The sequence below is a fragment of the Paenibacillus caseinilyticus genome (assembly GCF_027533645.1).
GTDB classification, from domain to species: Bacteria; Bacillota; Bacilli; order Paenibacillales; family NBRC-103111; genus Paenibacillus_G; species Paenibacillus_G caseinilyticus.
In genome coordinates, this window is the sequence record NZ_JAQAGY010000001.1 from 561013 (window position 1) to 578936 (window position 17924).

Annotated in this window: 9 protein-coding genes; 3 read left to right on the top strand and 6 right to left on the bottom strand. The window is 52.2% G+C overall.

The window, feature by feature from the left end; genetic code table 11:
- Positions 1-181: 181 nt before the first annotated feature.
- From O9H32_RS02300 to O9H32_RS02325, 6 genes are all read right to left on the bottom strand, one after another.
- Complete coding sequence (locus O9H32_RS02300; protein ID WP_269864115.1) at positions 182-1099, bottom strand: helix-turn-helix transcriptional regulator; 918 nt, start codon at positions 1097-1099, stop codon at positions 182-184.
- A gap of 310 nt (positions 1100-1409) precedes the next feature.
- A complete protein-coding gene (locus O9H32_RS02305) occupies positions 1410-8108 on the bottom strand; it encodes a glycoside hydrolase family 66 protein (RefSeq protein ID WP_269864117.1) in 6699 nt (2232 codons plus the stop codon).
- A 176-nt stretch (positions 8109-8284) separates the two neighbouring features.
- A complete protein-coding gene (locus O9H32_RS02310) occupies positions 8285-9967 on the bottom strand; it encodes a glycoside hydrolase family 13 protein (protein ID WP_269864118.1) in 1683 nt (560 codons plus the stop codon).
- Positions 9968-9987: 20 nt separating this feature from the next.
- Positions 9988-11007 (bottom strand): LacI family DNA-binding transcriptional regulator, encoded by a 1020-nt coding sequence (locus O9H32_RS02315; RefSeq protein WP_269864119.1) that lies wholly within the window; start codon positions 11005-11007, stop codon positions 9988-9990.
- A gap of 160 nt (positions 11008-11167) precedes the next feature.
- Positions 11168-12793, bottom strand: a complete 1626-nt coding sequence (locus tag O9H32_RS02320) for a response regulator (protein ID WP_269864121.1) — start codon at positions 12791-12793, stop codon at positions 11168-11170.
- A gap of 1 nt (position 12794) precedes the next feature.
- The gene (locus O9H32_RS02325; RefSeq protein ID WP_269864122.1) at positions 12795-14630 is read right to left on the bottom strand and encodes a sensor histidine kinase; all 1836 of its coding nucleotides are present in this window, start codon (positions 14628-14630) and stop codon (positions 12795-12797) included.
- A gap of 138 nt (positions 14631-14768) precedes the next feature.
- Between O9H32_RS02325 and O9H32_RS02330 the strand changes: the two genes are divergently transcribed.
- From O9H32_RS02330 to O9H32_RS02340, 3 genes are all read left to right on the top strand, one after another.
- Positions 14769-15659: a carbohydrate ABC transporter permease gene (locus O9H32_RS02330; protein WP_269864124.1), complete on the top strand. Its 891-nt coding sequence runs from the start codon at positions 14769-14771 to the stop codon at positions 15657-15659.
- Positions 15659-16498, top strand: coding sequence for a carbohydrate ABC transporter permease (locus O9H32_RS02335; protein WP_269864126.1), 840 nt, complete (start codon positions 15659-15661; stop codon positions 16496-16498). Before O9H32_RS02330 ends, O9H32_RS02335 begins: the two co-directional genes overlap by 1 nt.
- Positions 16499-16621: 123 nt before the next feature.
- The gene (locus O9H32_RS02340; RefSeq protein ID WP_269864128.1) at positions 16622-17905 is read left to right on the top strand and encodes an ABC transporter substrate-binding protein; all 1284 of its coding nucleotides are present in this window, start codon (positions 16622-16624) and stop codon (positions 17903-17905) included.
- The last annotated feature ends 19 nt before the right edge of the window (positions 17906-17924 follow it).

The window sequence follows — 17924 nt, forward strand, 5'->3', positions numbered from 1 at the left end:
ATTATTGGCGGTCTATCATCTCCTCTCCTTGTTCTAATCATATCAAGTCCCAATGGAAAACAGGTGCATTATTGTCCTCAAAAGGTGCATTTTTGTATGCCCCTAGAAAATAAACACCCCCTCTCCTATAACGACCGCTGCCTTCAAGGCTTACTTCGGCCTGCAGCGACATCAGCATCAATCACTGACTTCCGGATTCCCTGCCGCTTGGCTGCTGCTCACGGTATTCCTGCGGCGTCTGTCCGGTCATTTTTTTGAACAGCCTGCTGAAATATTTCACATCATTGAAGCCTGATTCCTCAGCGACTTCATAAATTTTATATTCATTCTGCAGCAGCAGCCGCTTGGCCTCCGTGATTCGCAGCTCATGGATATAATCAATGAAGGAGCTTCCGGTATGTTTTTTGAAGAGGATCGAGAAATAGCTGCGGCTTAAATGCACATGATCGGCAACTTCCTGTAAATGAATCTCTTCCTTGTACCTTTGCTTCATGTAATCGACTGCTTTTTCTATTAATGTCCAAGTTGCCCCCGGGTTCAGCTTTCCCAAATCCGCAAGCACCGTCATGAGCAGCTCTTCCAGCTGGTCCAGTGTCTCCATTTGCCGAATCCTCTCGATTAGCTCAGGCAGCGCTGCTGTACTGCCCTGCGTATACATGAAAGAGGACATGATCTGGCTTGCCTCCATCTTGACGCGCTCCGCACTCTTAATCTCCCCTCGCCATTGCTTCATCTTTACCTCTATCACTTCCGCCATATTAGCTCCCGAATATTTGGATTTTGCCTGCTCGGCGGCCGTCTCTTTGCTGCGGCTTCCATCCAGCTCGAATACTCGGCCGATTCCTCTGAAAAAGCGCTTTTGAATGACCTGACGGCTCGCAGCATATCCAGTAGCAAGCTGCTCACGTCCCCGAATGATCGTGTAGCCCAGTGAGCAATTCACCCGCAGGCGCGCTTCCACGCGCTGATGAAAACGGTGAACGAGCGACATTTCCCCTTCCTGCAATGGGAATACAGCAAAGATGGCTTCTCCCCCTATAGCAGCGGCAACTCCATCCTGGAATTCAGTGTAGAATAAGCCCGAGAGCTCCTCAAACATCAGATCAAGATACGCTTGACCATGCGACTCCCTCCATTCATCCCTGCGGTCAATCAGGATGTGCATACAGACACAACGGCCCGACAGCCAGCGAAGTTCCTGCAGCTCCGCAGTGCCTGGCCGGCTTACATAACGCTTCAGCTCCTGTTCGTATCTCTTTCTCCTCACCATGACACCGTGGCCTAGGAAATCATAAGTCTGCAGTCCGAGTCTCTCCTGTGTCTTCATCAAAGATTCCTCCTCTATCATGGTTCAGCAAAGGAAAAAAAGCGCGACAAGCCAACTTTCGTGCGGCCTGTCGCGCTCAACATTACATCTTGCTCTGCTGCAGCAGTCTATATATGACTGCTGACACTTCGGCTCTCATGGATCGTTTCTGAGGAGCAAACATGCCATCTTCTCTTCCTTCCATAAGACCTGCCTCCGTTACAGCCCTAACCGCTTTGGCAGCCCAATCCGAAATGCTTCCGCTGTCAGCGAACTCCAGCGAGACACGATGTGAATCATGCTCCTTATGGCCCGGGGTTGAATGAAGTACGCGGGACACAATGACGGCCATTTCTTCTCTTGTAATGGGGGCATGGGGCATAAACAGCTCGCTCGTACGCCCCGTAACCCATCCCTGCTGACCTGCTGCTGCGACCGCATCCGCATACCAGGTATCAGCCGCAACATCCTGGAACCCAGCTGCTGTCTGTGCTTTTAAGCCAAAAGCTCTTGCCAGCATCGTTACAAACTCTGCCCGTGTTGTGGTGCCGTTTGGTTCAAAGCTGTTGTTGCTTCGACCCTGCACTACTTGTCTGGAGGCCAGAACTTCGATTGGGCGGTGTGCCCAGTGTAGGGCACCCACATCCTGGAACCCCTGCTTCCAAATCAATGGAGCATAGGTGCTGAAATGATGCAGCGGAACGGTGAGAACACGCGCAGCTTCATCATATTTCCCGCCTGCATATTCCCAGTTCTTGGCCAGTTCATTGTAGTAATAAAGACCAATTAGTTCCTCATCTACATCATTCCGTTCAATTCCGATTTCCAGCTGAACCGGCTGCTCGAACGGGGCATCCAGTTTCTTGAACGCCTGTCCATTTTGCAGTCCGATCTCGAACTGCATGACACCGCCAGCCTGGATCGCAGTCAATCCCATGACTCCCTTCAGGATAGCGAGTGCAGCATCCTTGGCCGCCGTGGAGACTTCACCCACGTGAATGGTGATCCCGTCCCCTGGCGTTTTGGAGAGCGTACGGAGTTGTTTGAACAGCTCCGCTGGAAGGATCAGCTTCACGCCTTCCTTGACAAGCTCTACACTACCCGTTCCGACCAACTCATCCGCATTCAACGGCAGCCGGACTGTATTCTCATCTTTCTTCAGCTTCACTACACTGCTGCCATCCTTGGTGATCGAGGCCAGGCTTACGGCTACTTCAGCCCCCGGCTTGGCAGGAGTGGACGGAACTGGCGAACCCGATGAACCTGTACCTGTGCCAGGTTCTGTATCATTATCGGATCCTGAGTCAGACCCCCCCGTATCTGATCCTGGGTCAGTACCGTCTGTATCCGTTCCTGGGTCAGTACCGTCTGTATCCGTTCCTGGGTCAGTACCGCCTGAATCCGGCGCTGTCCCTGTCGGTGCCTTGCTTACAAACACCATGTTCCAATACTCGAGCGTCGGCATTTCAAACACAATCTTAGTGCCGTCCCAAGTGTATGGCAGCACCTCAAACATACCGCCTGCACGATCGGGGGATGCGCCGAACACTTTCAGATTTGGCGCCTGACTTTGCGTTACCCCTACCTCGTAAGCGACTTTCAGCTTCTCAGCATGGACTGGCTCTGCAGCCGCATTGCGCCAGTTGGAGTCGTTGCCCAGCAAATTGACAAAATTCAGAACATCATAAGATCCAAATCCGGCTTTACCTTTCGTTTTCCTTGCTACGGCGAGCAGCGCATCCTCTTTGCCATCCTTGCTCGTGGTAACCGTCTGGCCTTCTGCGTCCGTTACCGAGATGATCGCATTCTTATCTTCCACACTGTCGAACAGCAGATTCTCGTAAGCCGCATAGAACTTATAGTAATCCTTGAGCGATTCTTTGAGAGAAGTCTTCATCTTCTTGCTTCGGTTCGGATAGTATTCATGAGCCAGCATGTTCGGACCTTCCTCGAACGATTCCGCCGTGCCCAGCTCAATATGCGTGGCCCCGAAGGCTCCGAGCACCGCGTCCATCAGGCGAACGGAGGGTTCATTGAAGAATCCGATCGTCATGCTCCGCAGATCAATCGTTCCGTGGCTGTCTTCTCCATGCTTCAAGGTAACTTTGTGCTTCCCTGCAGCCAGGTAAGGAACAATATAGTATATATCTTCGTCAAATGTCGTCCGGCTGCCTGTGGATCTGAAACCAAGCTCCGTAACCTTTTCTCCGTCAATGTACAGATCCTTGGAAGCCACAGCGCCTGCATTGGCATAGGTGAAGATCAGGGAAGTTTCTCCCGCCTGTTCGATGTCCACATCGAAGGTCACTTCATCGCCTGCATGCCCAAAATTCAGCAGCAGATCTTTGTAGAGCGTCATGGCAGGTGTGGCATCCGCTTTTTCCCCGTCAATACGGATGGAGCCCACCTGGAGATAATCCAGATCGATACCGTAATCGTCATGTCCATCAAGCTGCAGCGTGATGATATTGCTTCCCTGCTGGAGCTGAACGCCAGGAGTCACAAGGGTGGACCAGTCAGCTCCATTGACGAACGCCAGCTCCTCTACCCGCTGTCCATTCACATAGAGATTGCGGACCGCATCTTGTCCCGACACGGCATTATTCCTATAGGTCCATGTCAAATCCTGTGCTCCTGCTTCATTGAGCTTCACCTCGAAGTGCAGGAAATCGTTCTCATCGTCGAAGCCCGACGCAAAACCCTGCGTGAACCGGACTCCTTCGGCGCCGCCAGAGAATACCGCAGCCTCCGCTTCATACTCCCGGTCGCCTACGACTACACTGTCCAGGTTGATATACTGACGGTCAGAGGCTACCACCAGCTCAAGCGTGTGCTCACCTGGTGTCAGTGCAGCCGCTAGGGATCTCTCGGCCATACCTCCGGACCAACCGCCAGGGGTTTGGCCGAACGTCACGTCATCTGCGGCCTGTACTCCGTCTACGAACAGATCGAACTTCGGATTGTTATCTGTCCTGTAACGGAATATCACCTGCTCAACAGCTTCGGCAGCATTCACCTGGAAGGTTACCTTCTGGCCGACGAGACCATGGTTATCGGTTCGGCCAAGCTCTGTTGTAATACTGCCGGTTTTAGCCACGACTGGCTGCCATACGGTCTTGCCAGACTCGGCTTCAAAAGTCACATTGCCCATTTCAAAGGAGTCGATGGCGAGCCCTGAGCCTGCCTCGGTCGCCTGCTCCATCTGGATCATGAGCGAGTGCGTCAGCTGTCCGCCCGGGACATACACATCCGGAATCGTGAGCTTCGTCCAATCGCTGCTTGCCCCAAACTCAAAAGTGCCCAGCTTTTTACCGTTGAGATAAATTGCTCTCTTCGAGACTTCTCCCGGATTCCGGTAATTCACCACGAGATCGTGTGTCTGATTACCCGTTATGGCACTCAGCTCAAGTGTGAGGGAATCTCCCTTTTGCCCAAAGCTGTCGATATAGCCTACAGTTGACCATTTCGTCTCAACTACCGCACTGCCTCCCCGTACAACGGATGGGGCTTCCGCTTCCGTAACAACCTCATCCAGTGTGAGGTTATCGATGACAATCGACTCGTCACTGCTGCTCTTCTGGAATAATCTCAGCACATTCGTACCCGCTGCAAAGCTGACCGGCACGGACATCTGGCTCCAGGTATTGCTTGTATTCGAGAACATGATGTTCTGTGAAACGCCGTTCACCTGCAGGGTATACTCGAGTGCCGCATTCGACCGGTACGCGATATGCAGAGGGGCGTGACCCGCATCCGTACGGTTTACATTCAGCTGGATGAAGTCCCCGCTGTCGCCGAAGCCAGCCGTGGACTGTGCCGTCTTCCCCACACCATGTGTGCGGGTTTCCGGAGCCTCGGATTCCAGCTTGCGTCCTGCGGACAATGCGTGGAGATTCAGCCACGTATTCGCATTCTCCGAACGCACGTTTACGGAATGATACCCTGGCGTCAGATGAACGGTCTGTTCGACCATTCCCCACCAGCCATCGTACCAGTTATTCGCAGGCAGGCTGATCTGAGTATCCGTTCCGTCAATGGTCAAGGGTGCTGTCTGGGCATTCCCGGTACGATACCATAAGCCCAGGTTGTAGTCACCCTCTGCTGCCGCATAGACCTGGAAGGTCACCGAATTGCCTGCAGCTCCGTTGAAGTCATCTGTCTTGGCCTCTGCGTCAGTGGAGGCATTGACCTTCACGCCGCCGTTCAGCTTCACACGCGGTGTACCGTTCACAGCTCTCTGATCATTGACCAGGATCATCTCGCTGCCGGTCAGAATTCCGTCTAGGTTCAGGTACTGTCCATTCGTTGTCAGGGACAGTTTGACTTGGTTCGTTCCTGCGTTCACTGGAACCAGGATCTTCTTCCAGCTCCAGTACGTGTTACCTGCTTCGCCTTCCCAGCCGCCGGTCGGAGTGAATGTCACTTCTTCGGGAAGCTGGGTGCCATTCACGGTTACGGCTGCCTTCGGCGTATTCTGTGAAGCATATTGGAACACAATCTCCTGCATACCCGCCGTACCCGACACAACATCAAATTCAATGGAGTCCGGTGCCCGGTTCAAGTTCTTCACATAGGAGGCATCCATCACTCCCGGATGGACTTGAATCTGTGCTTCCCGGCTCGGCTTCCAGCCGAAGAGGGCTTTTTCCGCCTCATACCGGGTATCGCCAACCTGCAGGTAGTTTACATTCATGCCGGTATCCGGCGCGCCGCCCACTCGCAGCGTCACTTTATTCGTGCCCGCCTTGAGCGGCAGTGTCATCGGTTTGCTGTTTTTGAAGGTTTCCCACCCGCCGGTCGCCGGGAAGGACGCGCCCTGCGAGACTAGCTCGTCATTCACCAGAACATCCCGCTGCACAGCAGCCGCTGCTATGCCGTAGCTGACAGAGACCGGATAGCTGCCATCGGCAGGTGCCTGAACATCGAAGGTAATGTAGTCGCCGTCCGTTTCAAAGAAGAACACGTTGCCGAAGCGGTCCACCCGGCAGCTCACCAGCTCGGCGTACTCCGCCTCATACTCCTTGACCCCTCCTTGGCCAGCGACCTCAAGGGAGTCGACGTTGAGCCACAAGCCTGTGGAATTCAGCTGCAGCACGATCTGGTTGCTGCCCGCCTTCAAATCCGCCTTGATCGTCTTCTGAGCACGGGGATTGCCCCATCCCGTATTCTCATCAAACAGAATGGACGACACCGCTTCCGTACCGTTAACCGTCACTCTTCCGTCCGGACTCCCGCCTGCGTTGGCGTGTCCATACTTCAGGGTCAGATCGTAGGTACCCGCCGCATCCGCTTGTACGGTCCAGACTATCTTGTCTTCATTCTTGATTCCAAAATCGCCGACCCAGCCGGCTATGGAGTTGATTCGGGATTGAAACTCCACCGTCTTGGGAAGTCCTTCTACATTGGACACTGCGTAGTTGTCGCCGGCGGCCTGTTTATAGTTCATATAGCCGGCGATGACCATAGCCTTGCCGCCATTTTTGGATTGGGTATCTTCAATGACGCCTTTCACATCCTGATAGTTGTCCCGGTTCGTCCAGATTTCGCTGTAATCAAAATCCGTTTTGGTACCCGGACTTGGTACATCCGCGTATTCCTGGCTCCCTCCAACCATATTAAAAGTCACATGGCTCTTCGTTGGATCGTTCTGAACCAGAGAATCCTTAACGGAGTTAATCAGTGAATCGTAATCCTTGGAGTAGTAGCGCTCCTGACCATCATAGCTGTACAGGAAGTCATTGTCATTGGCGCCCCATTGATCCAGATGAATGCCATCGAACTTAAAATCATTCACCGAGCGGTTATATTCCTTGTTAATGTAAGCCTGCCATCCCGGATGACCCGGATCCTGCATATAGAGTCCCGTGTTCACCCAGTCAAAGTAAAATCCGTTCTGATACTTGATCGGATCCGGGTTCGGAAATTGGGTATTCTTGTTATATAGCCCCCACTCCTTCTTGACTCCATAATCCTCATAATGCTCACGAGCCGCATAGTTCATCTGGTAGGCCATAGCAGCCGATCCATACTTCTGCGAGGCCTCTATCTGCTGCTTCACGGCCTGGGGATAGATAGGTCTGCCCAGCAGATCCAGATAGGAGGTGTTCTCATCCACTGGAGCCGTAACAAAATTCCCCTGTGCATCCCGTACCGGCTTCACTCTGCCGTCCCCATCCTTATAAGTCTCGGAGTACACCGACACGTCGTGCCTCCACATCCAATCATAGAACTGGTAGCCATTCAGGAAGTAATCCTGAGAGAGCTGCTTGATCTTCGCTTCGCTCTCGGCTGACGTTTCCTTCGGGAATTCGGTTGTGTATCCGTATCTCGGGAAGTGCGTCCAATCACTGGAGACATCGAGGGCCGATGTCTGGAAGGCTTGAGGCTTGCCCTCAATGTAGGCCTTCACCAGATAGCCTCTGAAGTCGTCCGCCGGAGGCTGCCAGTTCACCGTCAGGGTAGAATCCTGGCTCCGAAGCACCGTCACCGTTCTGGAGACCGCTCCCATAAGCTTCTCTGCCGAGTAAAACTCAACAATAAGCTTGCCGCTCCAGTCTTGGCTTTGATCAAAACCGATGGTGAACTGAACTTCTTCACCGGGCGCATAACGCGCCTTGCCGACCGTTACCTTACTGATAGGAGCAGCAGGGACCGCAGCTGTATCTCCGGCCAGAGCCGAGAGGGTAACTGTCTGTTCGCTTTGCGGCTGTGCGGCAAGAGCTGCAGCCGGAACCAGAGCGGATTGCACCAATAATACCGCTGCCGCAGCCTGGGAAATCATCTTTCTCTTGGTGTTTTTCATCAATGGACCCCAATTCTCTTAAGATAATTTCAATGATTCATAGGTAACCGTTTTCATGTTTGTGAAAAATAGATTTGGCGGCTCACTCTAGGAAGGAAACAGGAACGAGACAAAACCTAAGAAGGAATCCTGCATAACGTAACCGGTTACGTTATGCAGGTGGCTAACCTATAAATTTATGATTGCAGCTTGTACACCCGTGCCTCATAAGGACGGAGGGAGATTTCACGAATATCCTCATTCTCATCGACTGGATAGTTGCTGATCAGCAGTGACTTGGAAGCATACTGGACGGAATCCTCCAACAGGAAGTGTGCCTCCTCCGAGAAGAAGTTCAAAACCACGAGCAGTTGTTCATTCCCCCGCGTCCGGATGTAAGCGAAAATGTGTTTATCCTCTTCCATTAACGGACGATAGTTGGAGTAACCGGTTACGTTGTGCTCCTTACGAAGTCCGATCAATTTCCGATAATAATGGAAAATCGAATTCGGATCGTTCACTGCCTGTTCGGCATTAATGTGGGTGTAATTTGGATTCACAGCAATCCATGGCGTTCCTGTCGTAAAACCACCGTGAGCGGATGCATTCCACTGCATAGGTGTCCGGCCATTGTCTCTGCCCTTGATGTAGATGGAATTCATGATGGACGCCTCGTCCTTGCCTGCCGCGCGATACTCCTGGTACATATTCAGTGTCTCGATATCCTTGTAATCCTTGATGGAGTCAAACTTTACATTGGTCATGCCGAGCTCTTCGCCCTGATAGATGTACGGCGTTCCCTGCAGGGTATGCAGCAGTGTCGCCAGCATCTTAGCCGACTCCGAATGATACGTCGTATCGTTACCAAACCTTGAGAGCATGCGCGGCTGGTCATGGTTATTCAGGTATAGGGAATTCCAGCCCTTGTCCTGCAGCTCAACCTGCCACTTCTGAATGATCCGCTTGATATCGCTCAGCTTCCACGGCCTGCAGTCCCACTTGCCATGTTCGCCTGAATCTACCTCCATGAGCTCGAAATGGAACACCATGTTGAGCTCATTGCGTTCTTCTCCGACATACATCGCTGCTTCCTCCGGCGTAACACCAATAGCTTCACCGACGGTCATAATATCGTATTTGGAGAGCACTTCCCTGTTCATTTCCTGCAGGTATTCATGCACACGCGGCCCATTCATGAAGTATTCTCCACCGAAGCGATAATTCTCCGTGTCGCCCGGTACAACCGGCGGAAGCTCCGGCACCTTGGAGATCAGGTTGATCACATCCATGCGGAAGCCATCAATTCCCTTGTCGAGCCACCACGTCATCATGTCGTAAATCTCCTGGCGCAGCTTCGGATTCTCCCAGTTGAGATCCGGCTGTTTTTTCGAGAACAGATGCAGGAAATACTCGTTGGTATTCTCGTCATACTGCCAGGCTGAGCCGCTGAAGAACGAGCCCCAGTCATTCGGTGCATGTCCGTTTTCACCCGAACGCCAGATATAGTAATCCCGGTACGGATTGTCCTTGGATTTGCGCGACTCCACAAACCAAGCATGCTCATCGGAGCTGTGATTCACTACAAGGTCCATGATCAGCTTCATACCACGATCATGCAGCCCCTGCAGGAGCCCTTCCCAATCCGACAGCGTCCCAAAATCCTTCATAATGCTCTGATAATGGCTGATATCATATCCATTGTCGTCATTTGGCGACTCGTACACTGGGCACAGCCATACTACATCTACTCCAAGCTCCTTCAAATAATCCAGCTTCGAAATAATACCCTGCAGATCTCCGATGCCATCTCCGTTGCTGTCCATGAAGCTGCGCGGATAAATCTGATACACCACACTGTCTTTCCACCATTGCTTGGTCATGTAATAAATCTCCTATCCATCTATATTGATCTGTTAGCCACAACAGCTTTAACAGTGTGCCTCTCCACAATCTCATGCTCTACGATCGTGTTCTCCACAGGACCACTCTCTTCAATCATCGTAATCAGCTTCTCCGAAGCAAGCATTCCGAGCTCGAAGAGGGGCTGCCGGACGGTCGTCAGTGACGGGATGACCATTTGCGACATCTTAAGATTGTCATACCCGATAATGGACAGCTTGTCCGGTACAGAGATTCCTTGCCGCAGGGCATAATTCAAGGCACCAATGGCCATTCCATCGCTTGCAGCAAAGACAGCCGTAATATTGCCTGCGCTTTCCAGCAGCGATTTCATAGCATCTGAACCGCTTTCAAAGTGGAAATCACCGTATGCGACTCGATCTTCACGATATGCAATCCTATGATCCAACAGGGCTTGGCGGTAACCCTCTATTCGAGGCAAGCCAGCAATGGGATCTCCCTTCGTGCCGCTGATCATGGCGATCTCCCGGTGGCCTTGATGGATTAAATAGCAGGTGGCATCGTAAGCGGCCTTCCTGTCGTCGACCTTGACGTACGGAATGCCCGGATGATGAGTCTCCGAGGCAATGAGCACCATCGGCACATTCATAGCTTCCAGAGCAGCGATATATTCATCCTTGAGCTTCTCGCTGGCAAAGAGAATACCATCCACCTGCTTCTCCCGTAATACCTGCAAATATTTCAGTGTACGGTCACCGTCGGCAGCCGTATTGCATACGAGCACGCTGTAGCCTTGATCGTGGGCAAAATCTTCAATTCCCTGCAGCACGGCGGAAGCAAACTCGTCGGATACGGCGGGGAACATCACGCCCAGCGTCTGTGTTCGCTTGTTGGACAGTGAGCGTGCGATGGCGTTGGGCTGGTAGCCCATTTCCTCTATTGCATTCAGTACCTTCTGCTTGGTCTTGTCCGAGTAGCCGGTCAGACCATTGAGCACTCTGGATACGGTGGCTACAGAAACGTTGGATTGCTTAGCCACATCTCGAATCGTCGGAATCATACGTTTACCTCATTCTCGCCATTCTCTTAGGCCGCCTATCTTTGATAGATCAACGTAACCGGTTACTCTGAATCCATAGAATTTAATTAAGGCCATTACGTAACCGGTTAACCCAAGTATACTTAGAGCAAATAGAGCTGTCAATCCTGCATTTATGATATCAATCCTTTCTATGTTCCCCCGCTCCTGCTCCCTTATTCCGAAACTCCCTCGGCGTAGTTCCCGTCAACTTTTTGAATACCCGGCTGAAATATTTGTCATCCTGAAATCCCACCCACTCCGCAATTTGGGATATCCGTATGGACGGATTAACGAGCAGATTCTTTGCCTTCTCAATACGGATTCGGGATAGATATTCCGTCAGGTTTTCGCTGGTCACCTGCTTGAACTTTCTCGATACATTGCCTTTGCTGAGGAAAAATCGCTCTGCCATATCCTGCAGGGTGATCTCGTCTTTGTAATTCAAATCCAAATATTGCTTGATCTCGTGCACGAGACGGTCATCCCTCTTTTGTATAAAGCTCCAGCGGTCCATCAGCGTTCTCAACGCCGCCCGTACCCTCTCCTTCCACAGACCTAGCGAGAAATTACCCGAGGAATCAAACGGAGGCGTAATAACCGCCCTTTCCTGAGATGCGGCATCGCTATCGAGCAGCTCCGTCCTCCAGTCATCCAGCAGTCCGCTCAACTCCTCCATCCATCCCTCAAGCACACTCTCCGTAATGATCTGCTCCGCATTCAATTTCCCTTCCCATTCCCGCAGAACCGCTTCCAGCTTCTCCGCATCTCTCGACAGGATCGCGAACGTAAGCTTCTCCTTCACCGGCTTAAGCGATAACACGGCTCGCTCCTCCGTCATACCTTCCCGCCATTCGTGCACCCTCTGGTTCATTTGCAGCAAATTCCGCTGTCTTAGCGCCAATCTGGCTTCTTCGAACGAAGGTCTAAGTCCTCCCGGAAAAGGCTGAACGGAGCCAAGTCCCATATGAAACTGCACGCCGTAGGTCTGTTCAAAAGCCCGGTTGATTTCATGTGCGAGTTCCCCGGCCCGGTTAACCCTCCCCCACAGCACCAGCACCATATCGAGTCCTGTATTCAAATACCGGAACGCATAACCATCCCTGCCGCCCTTCAGAATCTCATTGCATACATTGGTCATAATAAAAGAAAGCAGGGAAAGATCTCCATTCAGACGGTCTTTCAACCGCGAATCCAGCTGACGCATGGAAATAACGGCGATCCTGCATTCCCGGCAGTTCCGCCGGATCCCGAATTCCTCCATCAGGGAGGAGGCCGCATCCGCATCATTCCGGGCGCCCGACATTATGTCAGAGAACACCTTATCCCAATACAGCGGCCGCAGAATATTCAGCTGCACATTCTGGTCCAGCTGTCGGCAGCGCTCCTCCTGCTCCTGCCGCCATAGTGTTGTCGCCCGGTCCATGGCCGAGATGAGCTGTGACCGGTTCAACGGTTTCAAGAGGTAATCTACCCCGCGGTACAGAATAGCATGTTTCACATATTGGAACTCGCTGTGTCCGCTAATCACTATGGTTTTGGCACCCGGGGCGTGTTCATGAATCCACTCCAATAGACCTGCACCATCCATCAGCGGCATGCTCATGTCTGTAACAATAATGGCCGGCTGCTCTGATCGAATCAGATCCTGGGCCTCCAGACCGTTGCCTGCTTCCAGCACCGTCTGAATGCCATAGCTGTCCCATGGGATCAGATAGCGTACGGCTTCACGGACGGGCTTCTCATCATCCACGATTAATGCTTTCATCTCATTTCTCCCTCGTTTGAATTGCATGGCGTCCAGGCGACAGCGGAATTAGGAGCGTAAACGTTAGACCCGAGCCGGCCCCCGGATGAATGGTGACAGCGGCTTCATCGCCGAAATAGAGCCGGAGTCTTGCCATCACATTGTGAAGACCTATATTTTCGCTCACTAGGCTCCCCTTCCTCGAGAGTGCCTCTTCGAGTTCTGCTATGCGCTTTGCCGGCTGTCCTTTTCCGTTATCGGAGACGGACAGCAGCAGGCAGTCCTCCCTATCCATTCTGCTGTGTATGACGATGCATCCGCCTTCCGTACCCTCCTCGAACCCATGCTTGAATATGTTCTCCACGATCGGCTGCAAGATCATCTTCGGAATGAGGATGGACAGTGTTACTGGATCCACATTCCATTGAATCTGCAGATCCTCTCCGAACCGCTCCTTTTGCAGGGCCAGGTAATTCTCCACATGCTCGACCTCGCTGCGCAGAGGCACCTCCGTGCTCCCCGCAGTCATCGCATAGTGCATGATGCTGCCGAGGGAATAGATCAGATCATATACCTTCACAGCATCATACCTCAGTGACATTGTCCCGATCGTCTGCAGTGCATTATACAGAAAGTGCGGATTGATCTGAGCCTGCAGCGCCCGCAGCTGATTCGTTTTATTGGCAATCTCCAGCTGGTATTCCTTAACAATGAGATGATGGATTGTCTGCGTCATTTCGTTGATCTTGCGCGTGAGCAGCCCTATTTCATCCTCCCTCTCCACATCCACATGCGCATCAAGCTGGCCGGTCTTCACCTTTTGTGTGAAGGAGATCAGCTTTTTGATCGGCGAGGTGAAGCGAATAGAGATCAGCACAGCGGCAATGATCCCGACAATGAGAAACAGCACACCTATAGCCGCATTGATTCCGGCAATGACGGTAGTGTCCCCGTACAACTGATCATAAGGAATCATCTTCACGACCGCTCCGGTCAGCAGGGGGCCCGTCATCCGCTCAAACATCACAATTCCATCAAACGACGCATCTTTCCAGACGAAATGCCCGCTTCCGGACACTCCTGCTATTCGGCCCCAATCCACCCGGATCTGCCTGCCTGTAAGCTCCGGATCAGAGGAATACAGGGCTAGCCCCTCATCATTCACGATGAAGAGCTGCTCCTTGCGGGGATCATACATGGACCTCGCCAGCTGCTCCACTCTGGACAACCTCAGATCAAACGATAAATAAGCCATCGCCTCGTCGCTCGGCGCACGAAGGACAGGATAATGCAGAGAGAATACCTCGGTCGTGCCGAGTTTCAGGTTCGGAATGCTCGACTGCAGTCCATAGCGGTGGGCCGGATGGGTCACCTCAAGCCAAGGTTTGTTCTCTGCCTCGGCCGGGATTCGTGGGCTCTGGCTTATTTCCCTGCGAAAAAAACCCTGCAGCAGAGCGCTCGACTGACCGCTGGCTTTGATATACAAATGAATTTGATAAATATCAGGGTTACTCTGATACATAGTATGCAGCTGGCTGGCAATCGCATCCCGGTGGTGGGAGAGTCCCTCTCCTGTAATGATATCGCTTCCGTATTTGGTGTTTAAAATGGTGGTGTAAAGGGAGTTTGGCAGATTAATGCCGCTGTAGATCGACAGTGCCATCCGGTGGAAGCTCGAGAGGTAATTCGTCAGATTGTCCTTGCCGAGGGCAAGAATACGGGTATTCTCCTCGATTGAGTTCTCCCTGACCGATTCCTTGGTGTAGAGATAGGATATACCGATAGATACCGCGGTCGGCAGCACGGCTGCCATAAGCGTCAGTACCATCAACTTGGTTCGTATGCTCTTTCCAAACATGGGCAACACCGCCTTTTTTCCACACATTCTAGCAAAGGGCGGCATGATATTCCACCTTTATCGGCATGATTGTGAGTTTTTGGCTTCCCGGCAGCGCTGTATAATGGCTTCTGAATACATCGAAAAGGAGAACCTCATATGAAGAAAGCATCATATTTTCAAAGAGACTGGGGCCCTCAGCTTGTGTTTATGGGACCTGCTCTGCTCTTTTTTATGATCATTGTGATCGCTCCTTTTCTGCTCGGATTTTATTATTCTTTCACCGAGTGGAACGGCCTGGATCTGGATAAGGCGGTCTGGAACGGCACAGCCAACTGGGAGCGAATCTTTACGAAGGATGACAAGTTTTGGGAGTCTTTCGGCTTTACCCTCCGCTTTACGGTCATCTCTGTCATCCTCGCCAATATACTGGGCCTTTCTCTTGCCCTGCTCCTCATGAAGCAGCTCAAGACACGCCGTCTGCTGCGCACCCTGTTTTTCATGCCGAATGTGATCGGAGGCATTCTCCTCGGTTATATTTGGCAGTTCATCTTCACCAAAGGCTTCAGTACCATCGGGGAGCTGTCCGGCATTTCCTTCTTCCAGTTAACCTGGCTGGGTACAGCCGAAACTGCATTTTGGGGACTGGTCATCGTATTCGTATGGCAAACCGCGGGCTACATGATGGTAATCTATATCGCTTCTCTCTCCGGTCTGCCCAAAGATTTGATTGAAGCCGCCCAGATTGACGGTGCGCGCCCCGTTCAGCTGCTGTGGAATATATACCTGCCACTCATTATGCCAGCCATCACGATCTGCCTATTCCTGACGACCTCCAATGCTTTCCGGATGTTCGACCTGAACCTGTCCCTGACCCGCGGGGGTCCCGGTACCTCCACCCAGTCGCTCGCTTATAACATCTACGCCGAAGCACTGATCAATAACCGCTTTGGACTTGGAACGGCCAAGGCGCTCATCTTCTTCGCAGCCGTCTCCCTCATCACCATCACCCAGGTTTGGCTTACCAAACGTAAGGAGGTTTCAGCCTAATGCGCAGCAGCGAGATCTACACAGCACGCACCTTCTCTCTTGAAATCATTGCCGTTCTGCTCGGCATGATTTTTCTTGCCCCCTTCTATCTCGTTGTGGTCAACTCGGTCAAATCCCTCAGGGAAATTCTGCTGGATTCAGCCTCCCTGCCCGTCACCTACGCTTGGTCCAATTATTTCGAAGTGTGGAAAGTCATTGATTTTCCGGTTGCTTTCTGGAACTCCCTGCAGATTACGGTGCTCAGCGTCTTTTTCATCGTCTTCCTGAGCTCCATGGCGGCTTACCGAATTGTCCGCAGACCCACACGCTTCAATCTATTCATGTTCATCCTGCTGATCTCGGCCATGATCATCCCCTTCCAGTCCATTATGCTTCAGCTGGTCCGGGTGACCGCTCTGCTGCAGCTGCGTGGTGAACTGTACGGCATCGTCGCTTGTTATATCGGGTTTGGCATGCCGCTGTCCGTCTTTTTATTCCATGGGTTCATCAAGTCCGTACCCGTTGAACTTGAGGAAGCCGCCACGGTCGACGGCTCCAATCCTTATGGCGTATACTTCAGGATCGTCTTTCCGCTGCTGAAGCCAATCATGGTTACCGTGATGATTCTGAACACACTCTGGATTTGGAATGATTATCTGCTGCCTGTCCTGATGATCGGCAGCAGCAAGGAACTGACGACCCTCCCGCTCGCCGTCACCAAATTTTTTGGCCAATATACGCGCAAGTGGGATCTGGCTCTCGCCGGACTCGTCATGGCCATTACCCCCATTCTGCTCTTCTTCCTGGTGCTGCAGAAATACATAGTCGAAGGTGTGACCGCAGGCTCGCTCAAGGGCTGAGTGTGGAGAGGGATCGTAAGAATGTCCACCTTTTTCAGCATAATCGTAAGTGTTGCCCCCCGGGCGCGTTATATACAATGAGAACTGCAGCATCACCGTATACATAAACAGGGAGGTCTTTTCATGAAAAAGTTAACAGCAGCATTCGTCAGCACAGCCATGCTCACTGCCATTCTGGCAGGCTGCGCAGGCGGTCCCAGCAGCGCAGGCACATCCAAGCCTGCGGACACAGCAGTGAGCACTGCGGGCAAAAAAGCGGTTACCATCAAAATGTTCCAGTTCAAGGTGGAAATTGCCGAGGCCCTGCACAAGCTGGCTGAAGAGTACAAGAAAGAAACCGGGGTAACCGTTGAGATCGAAACGCACGGCGGGGGGGAAGATTACAACGCGCTCCTCAAGGCGGAGATCGCCTCGGGCTCCGAACCGGAGATTTTTAACAACGGCGGCTTTGTCGGTCTCGAGCCTTATATGGACCGGGCGGAAGATCTCACGAATGAGCCTTGGGCCAAGGATCTGGTAGAAATCTCCAAACGTCCCACGACAGTGAACGGCAAGCTGTACGGCATGCCCATGAACATAGAAGGCTACGGACTGATCTATAACAAGGAGCTCTTTGCGAAAGCCGGCATTACGGCCGAGCCGAAAACCTTTGCCGAGCTGAAGGAAGCTGCTGAGAAACTGAAGGCCGCTGGAATTACACCCTTCATGGCAACCAATGAATGGTGGAGCCTGGGTCTTCATACGGTCAACATCGCTCTCGCCAACCAGCCGGATCCGCAACAATTCATCAGTGATCTCTCTGCAGGACAAACGACCATCAAGGGGAATCCCGTCTTCGTCAAATGGCTGGATTTCGTGGATCTCCTCTTCGCGAACTCGCAAAAAGACAAAACCACCACAGACTATACGAGCCAAATCACCCATTTTGCCTCAGGCAAAGCGGCCATGATGCTGCAGGGGAACTGGACGCAGGGTGATGTGAACAAGGTGAATCCGAACATGAAGCTAGGTGTTCTCCCGCTGCCAATCGATGACAAGGAGGGCTCCGTGATGGTTGGCGTTGCCTCCAACTATATCGTCAACAAAAAGTCCAAGCATCCGGAAGAAGCCAAGGCGTTCCTGAACTGGCTCGTCACCTCGGAAACCGGGAAGAATTTCGTTGCCAAAGAGTTCAAATTCATCCCGGCGGTGAACACCGTAAAAGCGACGGCGGAGGACATCGGTCAAATCGCAGTTGAAATTCAGAACAAGGCCGGCAGCGCTAAGGGTTGGAATTGGGATCTATTCCCAGATGGAGTAACCCAAGGTCTGGGTGCAGCGATGCAGGAGTATATGGGCGGGGGGATCAACCGCGAACAGCTCCTGGAGAAATTGGACAAAGCCGTACAGGACATTGTGAAAAAGTAATTCAAAATGCCTCCTTGAA